Below are 19,241 nucleotides of genomic sequence, written 5' to 3' on the forward strand. Positions count from 1 at the left end.
TTGGTAATCAACTAAGAATGAGCATAACTTTTTGAACGCAAACGCTGTAAAACGATCCTATCAACTCCTTATCAGCACCCTGCTCGTGCTCTTTCTGTCCGGTTGTGAATGGACATATGACGACAGGACGGAACTAGAGAAAATTCGTGATAGCGGCGTATTGCGAGTCGGCACTCTGAACAACCAACTTTCTTACTATATCGGTCCTGATGGCCCGACAGGTCTAGATTTCGAGCTTGCTTCACAATTTGCGCAAAGCCTCGGTGTAAAACTTGAAATGCAACCAGCCTATACGCTGTCTGGGTTATTTCCAGCCTTGGAGCGCGGTGATGTTGATATCATTGCAGCAGGCCTTACCATCACCAAATCGCGCCTCGAACGCTTTCGCCCAGGTCCTTCTTATTACTATGTCAGTCAACAGTTGGTGTACAAAAAAGGTCATTGGCGTCCACGAAATTTATCTGAGCTCAACAAAGATGGCGCTCGCGTCGCGGTGGTAGAAGATTCCAGCCATTCTCTGACTCTTCAATCTATTCAACGTGAATATCCAGACATGATCTGGGAAAGCGAGAAAGATACAGATGACGACGAACTGCTAAAGCAAGTTGCGGATGGCCAACTTGATTTCACGATTGCAGACTCTGTCGATATTGCGCTGATCCAGCGTATTCATCCTGAAATCACCGTGGCCCTAGAGTTGACTGAAGACGAACCTGTCGCGTGGTTTATGAAGAAATCACAAGATGACAGCGTTTACGCACTGATGATTGAATTCTTTGGCAAAAAGACACAAAGCGGTGAATTGGCAGCATTAGAAGAAAAGTATTTCGGTCATATAGACAGCTTCGATTATGTCGATACCCGCGCATTTTTGCGTGCCATCGACAACAAACTGCCGCAGTGGGAGCCACTGTTTAAGAAATACGCTGACCAGTTTGATTGGCGCTTGTTGGCTGCACTCTCTTACCAAGAGTCGCATTGGAACCCGAAAGCGGTTTCACCGACAGGTGTTCGCGGCATGATGATGTTAACCCTACCGACAGCAAAGTCAGTCGGCGTTAAAAATCGTCTTGATCCCGAGCAGAGCATTCGCGGGGGCGCAGAGTATCTTCACAAAATGCTGCTTCGTGTGCCAGACAGTGTGAATGAGAACGAGAAAATTTGGTATGCGCTAGCATCATACAACATCGGTTTTGGCCATATGATGGACGCACGTCGATTAACCAAAGCACAAGGCGGTAACCCCGATTCTTGGGCTGATGTGAAACAGCGCTTACCGCTGCTTGCCAAGCGCCAATACCATACTCAAACACGCTATGGATATGCACGAGGCTATGAAGCCTTGAGCTATGTAGAAAATATCCGTCGCTACTATCAAAGCATCGTAGGCTACGAGCAAGATCAAGCCCAAGCCATTGCCGCTGAGCAAGCTGATGATCTCGAAGGCCTGCAAACCATTAATGTTGAAATGGTTGAAGAGGAAGAAGGCGAAGGTCAATCAGACGCTGAGGACGCAGAAAACCAAACTGACGAATCTATATCCGCTGATGAAGCATCAACGGCTAAGTCATAATATTACATTCAATTCACCTGACGATATATATACCCAATCAACCTGAAGATGCTCGATTTCAGTAAACCTCGCTGAATCCTGCATCTTCAGATTGTTTGGGTATAAAAAGCATGTTGGCAAAGGTTATTTGGTATAAACCTTGATACAACGTCGACAAAGAATTTGTCATAGAGTGTTCATAATGGCAGGTTATAACATCAGTGTGAGAGACAAAAAACGCAGCAATGGCTGCGTTTTTCTTAACAAGGAATTGAATATATGTTTGCTAGTAAGCGTAAAACCCAGTCCAACTTTTCACGCAATTCCAGCTCAGCATCAAACCGCCGCAAGCGCATGCGTAACGTTAACCTTAAAAAAGTGCTTTGGCGTCAACGTACCTTTGCGATTCGTGAATTTGCCATGATGGATGAGAGTTTTTAATTTTTCGCTGATGATTCGGGCTTATTTGAATCAGTATTTAATAACCCTTTGCGCATATCTCGTTCCGTTTTTTTCTCGGCTCGACGTCGACGAAAGAAAGCCTGAAGTTGCGCTCGACATTCCTCTTCCATCACCCCACCTTGATGCGTAACGTGATGGTTTGCTCCCTCATAATCCAGCAAGTTCATAACACTTCCTGCCGCTCCGGTTTTATAGTCTGGCGCGCCAAATACTACTTTACCGATCCGACTATGAACCATAGCACTGGCGCACATTGGACAGGGTTCCAGCGTCACGTAAAGCACTGCGTCTAACAATCGATAGTTCTGCAGTACTTTTCCAGCCTGACGCAACGCCATCATTTCCGCATGAGCCGTGGCGTCATGCTGACCGATGAGTCGGTTCCAACCTTGACCCACAACGACGCCATTGTGCACAACCACTGCGCCAACGGGAACCTCGCCCTCTGCTTCCGCTTTAGCAGCAAGCTCGAGAGCGCAGCGCATAAACTGTTGGTCTAAATCACTCTGTGTCACTGAATAATACCCATACTTAATACAAGCAGCATAGAAGGCGAAGAGTATAAACCTAAATACCCTGAGTTGGGCAACGACACAGAGACAAAACGTTCACAACGTATCGTTTAGGCACTTTTGTAATCAACCTAAATTTCTGACATAGATCTCAAACGAGTCAATTGTTTATTAAGCGTGAAGTCCTCGTTAATTCGCGACAAAAAATACTGAAGCAACCTCTAATTACTCTATCAACAAACCTTTATGTCATTTATTTTTAACGGTTTTAACCTCAAAATTCACATCTCAACAATGAGAATAATAAAGGTTGTAACCATGAAATTAAGATTGTTAGCACTTTCCCTTTTGCTGTCGGGTTCGCTATCAGCGGCTGAGCTATATAACCCAGCCAAAAATTATACTGTTGGTGAGCAAGTTTCATTCAATGGCAATATCTACGAAGCGCAGTGGTGGGCAAATGCAGGTCAATCGCCAGCCGGTATTACGCAAAATAGCTGGGATTCGCCTTGGGTATGGGTATCAGAAAGCAGCGATGATATGACTCCACCTGCGGGCGACATTATCTCTACCGACCTTCAGTATTTTGAGCGCGGACATACCATCAACAGTGACACTCTTGGTCTGTCAAACCTTACGATTTCTGCAATTGAGCGTTATCAAGACCGTCTATACGTGACACACGATACATCACCTGGTGTTGTTCTGATCCTTGATGCGCGTACCGGGGCTGCCTTAGGACAAATTGATGGCATCCCGAATGGTTCGGGCATCTCAACCTATAACCGCGTTAACGAACTGTATATTGACAACAATCTTCTTTACGTTGCCTCACTTTCGTCAAACCGTGTCGATATTTTTGACTTGGACAATGCGCACCAACATGTGATGAGCCTCGGTACCGGGAAATTCTCAGGCACGAATTCTCTGCTGCACCCTCAATCTGTCATGACAAATACTGATTACGTGTTTGTGTCAGATGCGTCGGATAACATTAAGGTATATCGCCAACAGGATGTCACGCCAAACAATCACTATCGCACCCCGCAATACGCTTACTTGCAATTTGAAGGCAAGTACTCCAACCGCAAAGTGCAAATGCACCAGTTGGGTGATTTCCTTTTGGTGGCGACAGAAAACCGCAATTACTTCGTTTATGACTTGCGTAAGTTAGAGGAAGCGGCAGCTTCAGGCACTCGACTCATCGCTGAAAAACGTATTGCATCAAAAGTACTGAAAATCGATAAAGATGGCGATCAGCTCATCGTCAACCAGAATGGTCGTGTGGAATGGCATAACATCGAAAATGTCATCGCCAACGGGTTCGAATTCACTCAACCGACGCGCGTGCTCTCTAAGCTTCATGAAACGGCCATTGGTAATCTGAAAGATCTGCATTTCAGTGATGATGAACTCATCACCGCAACGCCTAACGAAGTGCGTTTCGATCTGCTGCGTACCAATACTGTGACCTTCGCACCTAATGATCTGGTTGAAACCACGCAACTGACCTTTGAGGAGCTCGCTCCGTTCTCCATCACTGAAATTCTGACCAATGATGAGCCACACCATATTCTGACCGATCGCACCTTGCGCTCAGTAAAAGTGAATTCTCCTGTCAAAACAGCGTTTGTCGATAGAGACACGATTCAAATTACCAACTACGCGGCACTCGAGCTTAGCGATTTGACCTTGGAAGTGAAGCTAGAGGGCACCGACCACTGGGTTGTTCTCGCAACGCTTGATCGCATCCCTGCCTATGCGCAAATTACCCTGCCTCTTTCGGCATTCGGTACAGGTCAATTCAACACCGCTGATAACGGTGGTTCTGTAGATCTGGAAACTGTGTTCACCAGTTCGCAGCCTTACGAGACCCTGTTCGACTATCGCTTCAATTCTCAATCCGATGCCTTCGCGCAAAAACTTGCCGCGATGAAACCGACTTGGGATATACGTTTCGCTCCAAACAATGACGCTAAGTGGCGTGAGATGAATGCCCTTTACGCACGTGAATGGCTGATCATCCTAACCAATCTGGCATACATGGTCTCTCAAGATGAGTTCGAGCATTTGTGGTTCAATTTCGAAAGCATTTTCGGCCACAACATGAACGGTCCGGCAGGAAAGGTCGATGGACCCAACGGCTACTTCACAGCGGAAGATTACCAATATTACTTCGATACGCTGATGGTACGACCAAATGTCAATGCGGGTATCACCTCGATCGGTGGCGGTTTGGGCGGCACTGGAATCACTGGCGTCGATACCTGGATGTTCTACACCCACTACTACGGCACATGGGGAATTATTGCCCACGAGTTTGGTCATGGTTTTGATGGCCGTGGACCGGGATACAGTCACAACACCAGCTTTGCACAAGGAGGTAATGGTTGGCAGCTACTGATGACTCAACTAGCAAATTATCACATTCGTAAGGGCGATTTGCCTTACATGGATGACAACACTAACGGATTCTATCAATCCGAGAATGCGGCCTATCACCATGTAGCAGTCGACACAGGCAAGCGTAAGCACCGCGCAGCAAGCCACATGTACCCGGTCGAAAACTACTTTATGATGCAATCAGACATGCCTCAAGGTTGGATACAAAACGGTGCAGACATGAACATCAATGCCCTTGATAAGCTCGACTTTTTGGAACGTGCCCACGTGGCGAAGTATTCAATGGGGAACGACACTCCATACCTGTGCCGCTTCACTTTTGAAGATGGCCAACAGTACTTCGGCTCTGTTACCCAACATGGCGACGATACGCGTTGTGACGCTGGCAAAGACATATCGTATCGTCGCGCAGATGGCTCAAAAGTACCACTTCAATCAGCGCTCAACGCATTTGATTGGCTCTCTATTCACAACCCTGCTCTAAGTGGCGAGGCTGTGATGCATGAAAATGGTCAACCATTGTGCCAGGTAAACCGTAGCGGCTTTTACGGCACAGGTTTTGTCAATACAGGCGGACAATGTGTTCAACTCCCAAATGTTTACTGGTCCAATGGCAATCGATGGGTGTTCAGCAGCAGTTGGACGCCTCTCAAGTACAGTGATAGCTGGACTGCACCGTCATCTCGCAGCTTTGCACTGGATTTCATTGATGAGGCGTACAACCACGAAAGTTGTGGTTCAATTCATTAATTAAGGCTAAACAGGGTCGCCATTTGGTGGCCCTATTTTTATCAAGTGTTCCGCCAGAAACTCCACCAGCAGCTTTACCCGCAGTGGTTGCAAACGACGATGCGGAAACAGTGCCCAGATCCCTTCTTCCAATTCCTGATAGGCAGTCAATACGCGCACTAACTCACCCGAATCCAACGCTTCATGGAGATAATAATCAGGCAATTGCACCAAACCCAATCCACGCGAGGCGGCATCCACTAACCCCACCCCACTGTTACAGCGCAAGTTTCCTTTTACGCGCACTGTGCGCTCTTTTCCGTTTTCGCGAAAGCGCCAGTAATCATGCTGACCGCGTAAACAATTAAACTGGGGAAGTTCTGACAACGTGTGGGGCGTACCAAATTTAGACAAGTATTGTGGGGCGCCACAAACAATCAGCTTACGTGTCGCAAGGCGCTTACACACCATCGAAGAATCCGTCAATCGCCCTAATCGCAACGCAAAATCGCACCCTGAATCAATCAAATCCAATGGCGTGTTAGTCAAATCGACGTCCACTTGGATTTCAGGATGCAACGCCATAAAGTCGAGAATCAGTGGCATCACCACTTTCTCGCCGTACGTCACGGGTGCTGTAAGTTTAATATGTCCATTGGGTGTTTTTTGAAGCTGTGTAACCGCACTTTCAGCCTCTTTCAGCGCGTCAGCCAACATGCGACAGTGCTGATAATAAACATCCCCTTCCTCGGTGGTTGATACACGGCGTGTAGTTCTAAAAAATAACCGAGTATTAAGACGATCTTCAAGCATGGCAACCTGTCGGCTAACATGCGCCGTTGATATCCCAAGCCGCTTTGCCGCCTTCGTGAAACTGGCTGTTTCCACCACAGCCACAAACTCAGAGACCCCCTGCCAATCTGCCATTATTACACACCAGTAAAAGTTAATTGCTAAGATTATGGATTATCAACCCATGAGAAACAATTAGACTAGATCATGAAAATCGGGTTGTCACAGAAGTGGGCACATACTCGCGTCAAAAATCATCTAAGGTTAGTCGATAGGGACTAATTCACATGTACAGAGGAAAGAGTCATGGCGGAACAATTTATTAAATCTCGCGCAGCAATTGCTTGGGAAGCTGGCAAACCACTGAGTATCGAAGAAGTGGATGTCATGTTACCAAAAGCCGGTGAGGTACTGGTACGCATTGTTGCGACAGGTGTTTGTCACACTGACGCATTTACTCTGTCGGGTGACGATCCAGAAGGCATTTTCCCGGCCATTCTTGGTCATGAGGGTGGCGGTATCGTTGAGCAAATCGGCGAAGGTGTTACCAGCGTCCAAGTCGGCGACCACGTCATTCCACTTTACACGCCAGAGTGTGGTGAGTGTAAATTCTGTAAATCAGGCAAAACTAACCTGTGTCAGAAAATTCGTGAAACCCAAGGTAAAGGCCTAATGCCGGACGGCACAACGCGCTTCTACAAAGATGGCCAGCCGATTTACCACTACATGGGCTGTTCAACGTTTTCTGAGTACACCGTATTGCCAGAAATTTCACTGGCAAAAGTCAACAAAGACGCACCGCTTGAAGAAGTGTGCTTGTTAGGCTGTGGTGTTACTACGGGTATGGGCGCAGTACTGAACACAGCAAAAGTGCAAAAAGGCGATACCGTTGCCGTCTTCGGTCTTGGTGGTATTGGCTTGTCAGCCATTATCGGTGCTGCAATGGCAGGTGCCAGCCGCATCATTGGTATCGACTTGAACGAAAGTAAATTCGAACTAGCCACCAAGTTGGGCGCGACTGATTGCATCAATCCAAGCAAGTTCGACAAGCCAATTCAAGACGTGATCGTCGAAATGACTGACGGCGGCGTGGATTACTCGTTTGAGTGTATTGGCAACGTTAACGTCATGCGTTCAGCGCTTGAGTGCTGCCACAAAGGTTGGGGCGAGTCAGTGATCATTGGTGTTGCAGGCGCAGGCCAAGAAATTTCAACCCGTCCATTCCAATTAGTGACAGGTCGCGTTTGGCGTGGTTCGGCGTTCGGTGGTGTAAAAGGCCGCTCAGAGCTACCAGAGATTGTTGAGCGCTACCTGGCGGGTGAGTTCAAACTCGATGATTTCATCACTCATACCATGGGCCTAGATGGCGTTAACGAAGCGTTTGACTTAATGCACGAAGGTAAGAGCATTCGTTCTGTCATTCACTTCGACAAGTAATTCAGTCAACAACCGCGTTTTACCCTTGGTGTAAAACGCGGTTTGAATGGAGCCAATCATGAGTCTTGAAAATACCAGCAGCAATCGCAGTTTTGGAGGGTGGCACAAGCAATACACTCACACTTCAAGAACCTTGCATTGCGACATGCGCTTCGCTATCTATCTGCCGCCACAAGCTTCCGAGTCCAACAAAGTTCCTGTTCTCTATTGGCTATCAGGTTTAACCTGTACGGACGAAAACTTCATGCAAAAAGCGGGGGCGCTGCAGTTAGCTGCAGAGCTTGGTATTGCGATTGTTGCGCCAGATACTAGCCCTCGCGGTGACAACATTCCTGATGACCCTGACGGTGCCTATGACTTTGGCGTTGGAGCAGGCTTTTACTTGAATGCCACCGAAGCGCCGTGGAACCGTTACTACTATATGTACGACTATGTCGTCAAAGAGTTGCCTGCGGTGATAGAAGGCCATTTCCCTGTCAGTGACGTGAAAGCTATTTCGGGCCACAGTATGGGTGGGCATGGCGCACTGACTATTGCGCTTAAAAACAGTGACGCTTACCGCTCTGTCTCGGCATTCAGCCCCATCGTTAACCCAACTGTCGTACCTTGGGGGCAAAAAGCCTTTTCCAATTACTTGGGAGAGGATACCTCAACATGGCTGGAGTACGATGCGTGCGCATTGATCAAAAAGGCGGAAACACATCTTCCGATGCTTATTGATCAAGGAGATGGTGATCAGTTTTTACACGAGCAACTTAAACCCGAAAATTTACTGCTAGCCGCAGAAAAAGCCGGTTACCCACTCGAGTTGCGCATGCAAGAGGGCTATGACCATAGCTATTACTTCATCTCAAGTTTCATTGATGATCACCTTCGCTTTCACGCGCAGCATCTGAAGTAATATTTCAGCAAAAAAGACATATAAAAAACCGGCGCTTGCCGGTTTTTTATTAAATAGACCGCGCAACCTAAAATTTCAGGTTGCTTGGGTATAGATCATTTGGCGAAACCAACTTGTTCATCCGATTGATAGTAAAAAGCCCCGCACATTGGCGAGGCTTTTGATTGATTCAAGGCAACACGCCTAGGAATGACGCGTCCAATTGAATAGTGCTTACATTGAGTAAGTGTATGGTGCTTGGATACCTAGTGGGATGCCCAGCGCCCAGTAAGCAAGTAGGAATAGGCTCCAACCCACCAACATAGCAATTGAGTAAGGCATCATCATAGATGCCAAGGTACCAATACCTGTGGTCTTCACGTAGCGCTGACAGTAAACAACAACCAGTGGGAAGAAGACCATCAACGGAGAAATAATGTTAGAGACAGAGTCACCAACACGATAGCCCGCCTGAGACAACTCAGGGGAAATACCCAACGCCATCAACATAGGAACAAGAATTGGACCAATCAACGCCCACTTCGCTGAAGCCGAACCAATCAATAGGTTCACACACGCCGTCAGCAAAATCATACCCACGATGGTCAACTGACCAGGCATGTTCAAGGCTTTGAGAAGTTCAGCGCCTTCCAATGCCAGCAAAGTACCAATGTTTGATAGGCTGAATGCTGCAAGGAACTGTGCACAGAAGAACGACATCACCAAGTAGCTACCCATGGTAGACATGGTCTGGCTCATTGCCACAATGATGTCACCCTGCTTCTTGAAGGTTCCCGCAACGCGTCCATATACCACGCCCGGAATCACGAACAGGATAAAGATCAGCGGCACGATAGATTTCATCAAAGGTGCAGAGAACGCCGTTAATTCACCTTCAGGAGAACGCAGAGCAGACGTTTCTGGAATCAACGCAAAGATAAGCAACGCGATACCTGCAAGCATTGAAAGGCTTGCACGGTTAAATGCCTTGCTTTCAATTGCAGAGAAACTACCAAGATCAGGTGCTTTTTCTGCATCTTCATCGATTGGTAATTTGCTTAGGCGTGGCTCAATGATTTTTTCAGTCACATACCAACCGATTGCCACGATAAGAATCGAAGACAAACCAGTGAAGTAGATGTTTGCCAGCGGGTTAACCACGTAGTCTTTGTCTAGCACTTGTGCCGCAGACTGTGTGAAACCAGCAAGCAATGGATCGATACCCGCCGGCACGAAGTTCGCCGAGAAGCCGCCAGATACACCAGCAAACGCAGCTGCAATACCGACAAGAGGGTGACGACCCGCAGCGTGGAAGATGATACCACCCAGTGGGATAACAAGCACGTAGCCTGCATCCGCCGCAGTGTGAGAAACGATTGCCACCAAGATAAGTGCTGGTGTCAGCAATTTCTTAGGCGTCACGTTTAGCATTTTCTTCAGGCCAGTGGTAATAAACCCTGACGCATCAGCCACGCCCACGCCTAGCATCGCTACAAGCACGATACCCATAGGAGCAAAGCTGGTAAAGGTGGTCACCATGTTGGCAAGGAAGTTTGCCAATGCAGTACCCGTTAGAAGGTTGTTAATTTCGACGGCCTGGCCAGAGATTGGGTGTATCAGGCCAAAATCAACCTGAGAAAGAACGGCAGACAGCCCCCATACGATTAACAATCCGTAGAAGAACAGTAATGCAGGATCAGGGATTTTGTTCCCTGCTTTCTCAATCCCATTGAGAAACTTGTCCATTGCGCTCTTTGGCGCGTCTGGAATTTTGTCCATAGCATGGTTACTCATGTAAAGCTCCATGGTTAATTGTGTGTGTTTGCTTCGCCTTTTCTGAATCCTTAGATCCGAAAGACGTCATAATTATTCAACAGCATAAAATACATACTTATTTATTATTTGGTAGCCATAAATATCAATTAAAATCACAAAAAAAGCATATTGATTCAATATACACACAACAAATAAACACAATGGAAACAGCGTTAATCCCGCGCGATAACAATTCCAAATAAAATGTTACTTCGGGAAGAAAGCATGAGTATTAGGCAAGGAAAAAAAAGCGAACGTCACGGTATTGAGAGGGATTGGAAACTAAGACAGGAATGCATAATAAAAAAGGCACGCTAAGCGTGCCTAATCTTGATTCGATTTAGGAGATTATTCCCACTCAATCGTCGCAGGTGGCTTACCTGAAATGTCGTAAACCACGCGGCTAATGCCATCAACTTCATTGATGATGCGGTTAGACACCTTACCCAAGAAATCATATGGCAGGTGTGCCCAATGTGCAGTCATGAAATCGATCGTTTCAACAGCACGCAGTGACACAACCCAATCGTATTTACGACCGTCACCCATCACGCCTACAGAGCGCACAGGAAGGAATACGGTGAACGCTTGAGATACTTTGTTGTATAGGTCAGCTTTATGCAGCTCTTCAATGAAGATAGCATCAGCACGACGTAGCAAATCACAGTATTCTTTCTTCACTTCGCCAAGCACACGAACACCTAGGCCTGGACCTGGGAACGGGTGGCGGTAAAGCATGTTGTACGGTAGGCCCAACTCTAGGCCAATCTTACGCACTTCGTCTTTGAACAGCTCTTTCAGCGGTTCAACCAATCCCATCTCCATATCATCAGGCAGGCCGCCAACGTTATGGTGAGATTTAATCACGTGCGCTTTACCCGTCTTAGACGCTGCAGATTCGATCACGTCAGGGTAGATAGTGCCTTGTGCCAGCCATTTAGCATTTTTCAGCTTCTTCGATTCTTCATCGAACACATCAACGAACACATGACCAATTTTCTTACGTTTCGCTTCTGGATCAGCAATGCCTTCCAGCGCAGACAGGAAGCGATCTTCCGCTTTAACGTGAACAATGTTCAGGCCGAAGTGATCACCAAACATGTCCATCACTTGCTGGCCTTCATTCAAGCGAAGCAGACCGTTATCAACGAATACACACGTTAGTTTGTTACCAATTGCACGGTGCGCAAGCATCGCAACCACAGAAGAGTCCACGCCACCCGACAGGCCAAGGATAACTTCATCATCACCGACTTGTTCTTTAATACGAGCAACCGCATCTTCGATAATTGATTCAGCTGTCCATAGACGCTCACAACCACATACGTTCAGTACGAAGTTTTCGAGCATCTTAAGGCCATTTTTGGTGTGCGTTACTTCTGGGTGGAACTGCACGCCGTAGTATTTTTTCTCTTCGTTTGCCATCGCAGCATAAGGACAGGTGTCTGTTTGCGCGATTTTCACGAAGTCAGATGGGATTTCGACCACTTTGTCACCGTGGCTCATCCATACATCTTGAGTAGTTTCTAGGTCAGCGAACAGTGCTGAATCACCCGTCACCTGTACTGCTGCATAACCAAATTCGCGTTCGTCAGAGCCCGCGACTTTACCACCAAGTTGCTCTGCCATGGTTTGCATGCCGTAACATACACCAAACACTGGCACGCCAGAATCGAATACATATTGAGGAGCGCGCGGAGAGTTTGCTTCTGTCACGCTCTCAGGGCCACCAGACAGGATAATACCATCTGGATTGAACTCACGAATATCCGCTTCATCTACATCCCAGCTCCACAGTTCACAGTACACACCGATTTCGCGTACACGGCGTGCTACTAGTTGAGTGTATTGAGAACCGAAATCCAAAATTAGAATGCGTTGGTCATGGATGTCTTTAGTCATTTTGAGCAGTCTTATCGTTACCGCCAGCTAAGCTTTATCGCTTGGAAAGACCCATACCATATGGGTTTTCTTTCCTACGCTGTGGTTGTGGGTTATGAAAACGAGGCGAGTTTACTCGCCTCCTATCAGTGCTTCAAGAAAAAAAGCAAACGTTTACGTCAGGGGTTCTTTGTGAACATTTAGCCGCGACGGTAGTTCGGTGCTTCTTTGGTGATCTGTACGTCATGCACATGAGATTCCGCCATGCCCGCGCCGGAAATAACAACAAACTCAGCCTTGGTACGCATTGCTTCGATCGTCGCAGAACCCGTCAGACCCATGCTTGAACGCAGGCCACCCATTTGCTGGTGAACGATCTCTTTCAAGTGACCTTTGTATGCAATACGACCTTCGATACCTTCAGGAACAAGCTTGTCTGCCGCATTGTCAGATTGGAAGTAGCGATCAGAAGAACCTTGAGACATTGCGCCCAGTGAGCCCATGCCACGGTAAGACTTGTATGAACGACCGTTGTATAGGATCACTTCACCTGGTGCTTCTTCTGTACCCGCAAACATTGAGCCAACCATGACACACGATGCGCCAGCCGCGATGGCTTTACAGATATCACCAGAGAAACGGATACCACCATCAGCAATAACAGGAATGCCGTAACCATTTGCGACTTCAACAGCATCAGCAATCGCAGTGATTTGAGGAACACCGACACCAGTAACGATACGTGTAGTACAGATAGAGCCAGGGCCAATACCCACTTTAACAGCGCTCACACCTGCTTCAATAAGGGCTTTTGCACCCGCACCCGTTGCGACGTTGCCGCCGATGATGTCGAGATCAGGGTATGCTTCGCGTGTTTCGCGAATACGGTTTAGTACACCTTCAGAGTGGCCATGTGAAGAGTCAATAAGTAGAACGTCCACGCCTGCTTCAACCAGTGCTTTTACGCGCTCTTCGTTACCTGCGCCTGCACCCACCGCCGCGCCAACACGCAGACGACCTTGCTCATCTTTACAAGCGTGTGGTTTGGTTTCAGCTTTGTGGAAATCTTTTGCGGTAATCATACCTGTCAGTTGGAAATCATCATTCACAACCAGTACTTTCTCAACGCGAGCTTGGTGCATTTTTTCTTGCACTTCTTCGCGACATGCGCCTTCTTTTACACACGCCAGACGCTCTTTAGACGTCATAACAGCAGAGACTTTCTTGGATAGGTCAATCACAAAGCGAACATCACGACCAGTAATGATACCAACAAGCTCGTTACTCTCGGTGACGACAGGGAAACCTGCAAAACCATGCTTTTTGGTGAGTTCAACAACATCTGCGATTGTCGCGTCTGGGTGAACAGTGACTGGATGGGTGACAACGCCAGCTTCAAAGATCTTCACTTGGTGAACCATCTCAGCTTGCTGTTCAATTGACATATTTTTATGGATGAAGCCAATGCCGCCTTCCTGCGCCAGTGCGATAGCCAAACGCGCTTCAGTCACTGTGTCCATAGACGCAGAGATCATTGGGATGTTCAACGAAATGGTTTTCGTCAGTTGAGTGCGTAAGTCGGCAGTGTTTGGAAGAACTGTGGAATGTGCTGGAACCAGCAATACATCATCGAAAGTTAGGGCTTCTTTAGCTATTCGTAACATTGCAATATCTCACGCCAAAATTAAATACGGGGGGACTAAATATTGCCGCCGCATTATACTGATGACGCAAACGTTTGGCTATAGATTTTGACGAAAACGTTTGGCATTCATTTTTTGCCCCAGTAACATTGCGAAAACTCGCTGATATTTAAGGCTAAGTGGTCATGACAAGCCCCAACGAAAACATTTTCACTGTCTCTCGTTTGAATGCGGAAGTTCGCCTTCTGCTTGAGAACGAAATGGGTATCGTTTGGTTGGTTGGTGAGATTTCAAACCTCACTGTTCCTGTATCTGGCCACTGGTATTTCACGCTGAAAGACAGTCGCGCTCAAGTCAAATGCGCCATGTTCAAAGGCAACAACCGCCGTGTCACCTTTAAGCCTACCAATGGCAATCAAGTGTTGGTTCGGGCCCGATTGTCCTTGTATGAACCGCGTGGCGACTATCAGATTATTGTTGAAAGCATGCAGCCAGAGGGTGATGGCATGCTGCAACAACAGTTTGAAAAACTGAAAATGCAATTAGCAGCAGAAGGCCTTTTTGCAACTCACGCCAAAAAGACACTCCCTGAACAACCAAGACGGGTTGGTATTATCACATCAAAAACGGGGGCGGCCCTTCATGATATTTTGCACGTATTAAAGCGCAGAGATCCCAGCCTACCCGTGGTTATCTACCCTACTCAAGTTCAGGGAAAAGACGCTGCTATTCAGATTGCACAGGCGATTGGTCGAGCTAACAGCCGTGATGAATGTGATGTGCTGATTGTAGGGCGTGGTGGCGGCTCATTAGAAGATCTGTGGTGTTTTAACGAAGAAATTGTCGCCCGCACCATTGCCGCCAGTTCGATTCCCATTGTAAGCGCCGTAGGTCATGAAGTGGATGTCACCATCGCCGATTTTGTGGCGGATGTTCGTGCCCCCACTCCTTCAGCAGCCGCTGAACTGGTTAGCAGAGATACGTCTGTTCGATCTCAGCAGTTTTCACAGCGTGTAGATAGGCTGTCTCATGTGTTGAGTCGTCATCTCTCTCGCACTCAGGAGCGTCTCACGCGCTTACAGCACCGTTTGGCAATGCATCACCCTCAAGCGAGACTACAACAGCAAGCACAGCAGTTTGACGAGCTTGAGCGACGTCTTTACCAATCCATGCGAACGCAACTTCAAACGGATGCTCAGCGGCTAGACAGAGCGAGCCAGCGTTTAGATCGCTTTTCTCCTGCAAATCAATTGCCAGGGCTGAATGCACAACTTGGTTACAGCGAGCAACGCTTGATTGAATCAATGCGTCAGCAATTGCGCCAACAGCAGCACAAATTAGCGCTACAAATGGAAACCTTGGATGCGGTGAGCCCACTGGCAACCCTCGCACGCGGCTATTCGATCACGCGCGCAAGCAACAATAACGTTATCCGTTCTCAGGACGATGTAAAGTCAGGCGATCGGATCACGACGGTGTTATCGAGCGGTGAGATCCAATCAACCGTGATCTAAGATCACGCAACCATCTTTTAAAGCGGTGTCATGACGACACCGCTTTTTTTGCCTCAAATACGATGTTCGCACTTGAACGCGACTTCAGTTCATTACACTGGTTACAAAAATAATTGGTTGCGCCACATGCTTGGAGTTTTTCTAACTGCGCATCGCACACCTGACAATACCCCTGTTTTATAAAGATTTTATCGCAAGACTCACAATGATAACTCCCCTTATCCCATCCCATTAACTCATTACAATCAGGGCAGTTGTTTTCCATTTTATTTCCTCTCAATGGTCCATGTCGCACTTTAACTGTCCAACATGTTGTCTATCATAGATAAGCGCTATTCTAACTAAAATCGAAGATCAAACAGAACAGCCTCGCGCTGGATCCTATCAAGATCGTCAGATCTAGGCATTTATGGGATCCGATCAGCGATCTACCCTCAAAAGAATATTTATCAATACAACTCCCGAAAGCATAAGTTACATGTTCTGCATTTGGATTTATGGAAGAATAAAATACTGCAAATTAATATTAAACCATAACTAAGCAGCATATAGTAAAAGCAAGGTGGTTTAGTAACCGAGCAAAAATACATCGAATACGGGTAGAACGATATTTCCCGCTTTTCACCACGTGATTATGTGACAAAGATCTATTTTTTAGTGTAATTATCGCAACAGATCTGTCACGAATACGATTAAAAAGCGACCAATTCCCTTATTTTTAGCCAATGAATCCCGCCATATGAATGGCTTAGCTGCGGAAAAATGTTCTGGATGCATAAAATACATAGGCTGTCATTCAATCTTCATCTTTCCGGCTAAATTACGGACATAAAAAAACCGACCACTAGGGTCGGTTCTTAGCTCTCACAGTAGAATTACTTCTTACCGCGGTGTTTTACCATATCCATCAATCGCTTACGTTGACGAGACTGAGAGATAGTCAGGTTTTCTTTCTTACCTTCAAATGGGTTTTCGCTGCTTTGGAACTGAATGCGAATAGGTGTACCCATGATTTTTAGCGATTTACGGTAATAGTTCATCAAGTAGCGCTTATACGAATCAGGCAAATCTTTGACTTGGTTACCGTGAATAACGAATATCGGTGGATTATATCCCCCAGCATGCGCATATTTCAGCTTCACGCGGCGACCACGAATCATTGGTGGCTGATGATCGTCTTGTGCCATATTCATGATGCGTGTCAGCATAGCGGTACTGATACGCTTAGTCGCAGACTCGTAAGCTTCTTGAATAGACTCAAACAAGTGACCAACACCCGTACCATGCAATGCCGAGATAAAGTGAATACGCGCGAAGTCTACGAAACCTAAGCGACGGTCCAGTTCAGACTTAACGCGGTCTTTCACGTCCTTATCCAAACCATCCCACTTGTTTACCGCAATCACGATTGAACGACCCGCATTCAATGCAAAACCTAACAAGCTTAGATCTTGGTCTGATATGTTTTCACGTGCATCAATCACTAGCAGAACAACGTTCGAATCTTCGATCGCTTTCAGTGTTTGGATAACAGAGAATTTTTCTACTTTCTCGTTAACACGCTTGCGGCGACGAACACCTGCAGTATCGATAATGACGTATTCGCGACCATCACGTTCCATAGGAATGTAGATAGAATCACGGGTTGTTCCCGGCATATCGTAAACCACCACGCGATCTTCACCGAGAATACGGTTAGTCAGTGTTGATTTACCCACGTTTGGACGGCCAATAATACCGAATTTGATCGGAAGGTTTTGCAAACGCTCAAGTGCGCTTTCTGCATCTTCTTCTGTTAGATCTTTTTCTTCATCTTCGAAATCATGCTCGCCCGTCAGGTCAACTAAACCTTCTTGTGCTTCTTGTTCTGCCAAGGCCTCTGCGTATGGCTTCAACGCACGATCCATCAAACCTAATACACCACGGCCATGTGCAGCGGCGATTTGGAACATGTGCTCCATACCCAGTTGCCAAAATTCAGCACTGGCAGCATCGGCATCAATGCCATCAACTTTGTTAACGACAAGGAAAGTCGTTTTTTCACGTGAACGAAGGTGTTGTGCGATGGCTTCGTCAGCTACCGTCAGGCCAGCACGACCATCCACCATGAACAGGACAACGTCAGCTTCTTCAATCGCCGCCAGTGATTGCTCAGCCATTTTGGTTTCTACACCTTCCTCGGTACCGTCGATACCACCAGTGTCTACCACAATGAACTCATGCTCACCCAGCACAGCTTTTCCGTATTTACGATCCCTGGTCAAACCCGGAAAATCGGCTACCAGCGCATCGCGCGTCCTTGTCAGCCGGTTAAAGAGTGTCGACTTCCCCACATTTGGACGCCCAACAAGGGCTACTACAGGAATCATACTGACCTCTTAAAATCTCTTACTTATTAATAACAGCGGCTCCTGAACCTTTGGGTTCAGGAGCCGAATAATTCATAAACGCTTGATATTATTGCGTTTGCTTTTTGCTAATTTTTCCGTCGCGGGTCATCACGATATACGCATCATCCGCTTTCACTGGCGCAACGGCAAAACCGCTATCATCCAGTTGCTGCTGCGCGACAAATTCACCTGTTGTCGGATCAAGCCAATGCAAATAACCTTCTGCATCACCCATCACAACATAGCCAGAAATGGCTACAGGCGCTGTCAGCTGACGGTATTCAAGATCGCGATTCTGCCATAGCTCAGTGCCACTTCGGGCATCAACAGCGACCACATGATCTTTGTCGGTAACCAAGAACAAATAGCTACCTACAACCAAGAAGTCCGTCGTTGAACTATACGTGCGCTTCCAAGCAGGGCGTCCTGAACGCAAATCGATTGCGACAAGCTGACCATTGTAACCCACTGCGTAAAGCAAAGATCCAGAAATCACCGGTGTGGCATCAACATCCACTAAACGATCTATCTCTGTGGCTCCTTTAGGGCTTGCAACAGTTTGTTGCCAAATGATGTTGCCGTTCTCAATGAAAGCAGCACCAAGACGGCCATTTGCCATTCCCCAGAATACGCCGCCGGAAATCGCAACCGGTGAACTATCACCACGTAACGTCAGGTTTGGCACATCACTCGAAATACGCCAGCGCTCTTCACCACTTTCCGCATCGAAGGCCGCTAATTCACCACGACTGGTATTTACCACAATCAGGCTTACATCTGCCAGCGGTTTCGATAAGATTTCACCACCCGCATTAGTACGCCAAACCACTTCACCTGTCTCTTCATCTAATGCGATGAGATCGCCAGTTTCTGTGCCGATGTACAATTTGCTATATGACGCAGTAATACCGCCAGAGAGCAACGCAGGTTTTTCTTCGCCTAAGTTAACCGTCCAGAGTGTTTTGCCTGATTCGCTATCAATCGCTTTGACTTCACCAGAGCGATCTGCGGCAAACACTTTTCCATATTCATACGCAGGCGTAAGGTCGCTGTAATAGCGTCCTACACCATCACCGACTTGCGATGTCCAAAGTGATTGAGGAGTGAACTCACTGTTTACGACTGGCACAGGTGCCATGACGATGGAGTCTTCTTCACTCGCACAACCAATAAGCAGCGAGCCTAGCAAGGCCACTGCACTTACGCGTTTCCATCCAGTGCGCATCATACT

The 19,241-nt window shown here is 47.1% G+C and carries 14 protein-coding genes; 6 read left to right on the forward strand and 8 right to left on the reverse strand.

Features of this window, described 5'->3' with window-relative positions; all coding sequences use genetic code 11:
* The first annotated feature begins 31 nt into the window (after positions 1-31).
* Positions 32-1,573: a membrane-bound lytic murein transglycosylase MltF gene (mltF, locus tag LRP50_RS06150; protein WP_274163590.1), complete on the forward strand. Its 1,542-nt coding sequence runs from the start codon at positions 32-34 to the stop codon at positions 1,571-1,573.
* Between the two features lie 258 nt (positions 1,574-1,831).
* Complete coding sequence (locus tag LRP50_RS06155; RefSeq protein ID WP_274163591.1) at positions 1,832-1,993, forward strand: hypothetical protein; 162 nt, start codon at positions 1,832-1,834, stop codon at positions 1,991-1,993.
* Here the strand turns inward: LRP50_RS06155 and tadA are convergent.
* Positions 1,990-2,529 carry a tRNA adenosine(34) deaminase TadA gene (gene tadA, locus LRP50_RS06160; RefSeq protein WP_274163592.1) on the reverse strand — a complete coding sequence of 180 codons (540 nt, stop codon included), beginning with the start codon at positions 2,527-2,529 and terminating at the stop codon, positions 1,990-1,992. The two genes, LRP50_RS06155 and tadA, sit on opposite strands and share 4 nt — an antisense overlap.
* Before the next feature lie 315 nt (positions 2,530-2,844).
* On the opposite strand from tadA, the gene LRP50_RS06165 reads away from it, so the two are divergent.
* Positions 2,845-5,679: a hypothetical protein gene (locus LRP50_RS06165; RefSeq protein ID WP_274163593.1), complete on the forward strand. Its 2,835-nt coding sequence runs from the start codon at positions 2,845-2,847 to the stop codon at positions 5,677-5,679.
* A gap of 6 nt (positions 5,680-5,685) precedes the next feature.
* Here the strand turns inward: LRP50_RS06165 and LRP50_RS06170 are convergent, their stop codons facing one another.
* Entirely contained in the window at positions 5,686-6,585 is a 900-nt protein-coding gene (locus LRP50_RS06170; protein WP_274163594.1) for a LysR family transcriptional regulator, read from the reverse strand.
* Between the two features lie 171 nt (positions 6,586-6,756).
* Here LRP50_RS06170 and LRP50_RS06175 point away from each other — a divergent pair, with 171 nt between their 5' ends.
* Together LRP50_RS06175 and fghA are read left to right on the forward strand one after the other, a co-directional pair.
* Positions 6,757-7,887, forward strand: a complete 1,131-nt coding sequence (locus tag LRP50_RS06175; RefSeq protein WP_274163595.1) for an S-(hydroxymethyl)glutathione dehydrogenase/class III alcohol dehydrogenase — start codon at positions 6,757-6,759, stop codon at positions 7,885-7,887.
* Between the two features lie 58 nt (positions 7,888-7,945).
* On the forward strand, positions 7,946-8,788 hold the full coding sequence (gene fghA, locus LRP50_RS06180; RefSeq protein WP_274163596.1) for an S-formylglutathione hydrolase: 843 nt from the start codon (positions 7,946-7,948) through the stop codon (positions 8,786-8,788).
* A gap of 213 nt (positions 8,789-9,001) precedes the next feature.
* Here fghA and LRP50_RS06185 read toward each other — a convergent pair whose 3' ends face one another.
* The 3 genes from LRP50_RS06185 to guaB all read right to left on the reverse strand — a co-directional run bounded on the left by LRP50_RS06185 (position 9,002) and on the right by guaB (position 14,127).
* On the reverse strand, positions 9,002-10,561 hold the full coding sequence (locus tag LRP50_RS06185; protein ID WP_274163597.1) for an AbgT family transporter: 1,560 nt from the start codon (positions 10,559-10,561) through the stop codon (positions 9,002-9,004).
* Positions 10,562-10,930: 369 nt separating this feature from the next.
* A complete protein-coding gene (gene guaA, locus LRP50_RS06190) occupies positions 10,931-12,484 on the reverse strand; it encodes a glutamine-hydrolyzing GMP synthase (RefSeq protein WP_274163598.1) in 1,554 nt (517 codons plus the stop codon).
* Between the two features lie 179 nt (positions 12,485-12,663).
* Entirely contained in the window at positions 12,664-14,127 is a 1,464-nt protein-coding gene (gene guaB, locus LRP50_RS06195) for an IMP dehydrogenase (protein ID WP_274163599.1), read from the reverse strand.
* A gap of 164 nt (positions 14,128-14,291) precedes the next feature.
* Between guaB and xseA the strand changes: the two genes are divergently transcribed.
* Complete coding sequence (gene xseA, locus LRP50_RS06200; RefSeq protein ID WP_274163600.1) at positions 14,292-15,620, forward strand: exodeoxyribonuclease VII large subunit; 1,329 nt, start codon at positions 14,292-14,294, stop codon at positions 15,618-15,620.
* A 28-nt stretch (positions 15,621-15,648) separates the two neighbouring features.
* On the opposite strand, the gene LRP50_RS06205 is transcribed toward xseA, so the two are convergent.
* The 3 genes from LRP50_RS06205 to bamB form a co-directional block, all read right to left on the reverse strand.
* Positions 15,649-15,885, reverse strand: coding sequence for a zinc ribbon domain-containing protein (locus LRP50_RS06205; protein WP_274163601.1), 237 nt, complete (start codon positions 15,883-15,885; stop codon positions 15,649-15,651).
* 610 nt (positions 15,886-16,495) lie between these two features.
* Positions 16,496-17,989, reverse strand: a complete 1,494-nt coding sequence (gene der, locus LRP50_RS06210; RefSeq protein ID WP_274163602.1) for a ribosome biogenesis GTPase Der — start codon at positions 17,987-17,989, stop codon at positions 16,496-16,498.
* Between the two features lie 88 nt (positions 17,990-18,077).
* The gene (gene bamB / locus LRP50_RS06215; protein WP_274163603.1) at positions 18,078-19,238 is read right to left on the reverse strand and encodes an outer membrane protein assembly factor BamB; all 1,161 of its coding nucleotides are present in this window, start codon (positions 19,236-19,238) and stop codon (positions 18,078-18,080) included.
* Positions 19,239-19,241: the final 3 nt, after the last annotated feature.

The organism is Enterovibrio gelatinilyticus (assembly GCF_028683095.1).
GTDB classification, from domain to species: Bacteria; Pseudomonadota; Gammaproteobacteria; order Enterobacterales; family Vibrionaceae; genus Enterovibrio; species Enterovibrio gelatinilyticus.

Coding starts and splice junctions, on each gene's coding strand:
- LRP50_RS06155 (WP_274163591.1), top strand. CDS start 1,832: ATGTTTGCTAGTAAGCGTAAAACCCAGTCCAACTTTTCACGCAATTCC.
- LRP50_RS06165 (WP_274163593.1), top strand. CDS start 2,845: ATGAAATTAAGATTGTTAGCACTTTCCCTTTTGCTGTCGGGTTCGCTA.
- LRP50_RS06170 (WP_274163594.1), bottom strand. CDS start 6,585: ATGGCAGATTGGCAGGGGGTCTCTGAGTTTGTGGCTGTGGTGGAAACA.
- LRP50_RS06175 (WP_274163595.1), top strand. CDS start 6,757: ATGGCGGAACAATTTATTAAATCTCGCGCAGCAATTGCTTGGGAAGCT.
- fghA (WP_274163596.1), top strand. CDS start 7,946: ATGAGTCTTGAAAATACCAGCAGCAATCGCAGTTTTGGAGGGTGGCAC.
- LRP50_RS06185 (WP_274163597.1), bottom strand. CDS start 10,561: ATGAGTAACCATGCTATGGACAAAATTCCAGACGCGCCAAAGAGCGCA.
- guaA (WP_274163598.1), bottom strand. CDS start 12,484: ATGACTAAAGACATCCATGACCAACGCATTCTAATTTTGGATTTCGGT.
- guaB (WP_274163599.1), bottom strand. CDS start 14,127: ATGTTACGAATAGCTAAAGAAGCCCTAACTTTCGATGATGTATTGCTG.
- xseA (WP_274163600.1), top strand. CDS start 14,292: ATGACAAGCCCCAACGAAAACATTTTCACTGTCTCTCGTTTGAATGCG.
- LRP50_RS06205 (WP_274163601.1), bottom strand. CDS start 15,885: ATGGAAAACAACTGCCCTGATTGTAATGAGTTAATGGGATGGGATAAG.
- der (WP_274163602.1), bottom strand. CDS start 17,989: ATGATTCCTGTAGTAGCCCTTGTTGGGCGTCCAAATGTGGGGAAGTCG.
- bamB (WP_274163603.1), bottom strand. CDS start 19,238: ATGATGCGCACTGGATGGAAACGCGTAAGTGCAGTGGCCTTGCTAGGC.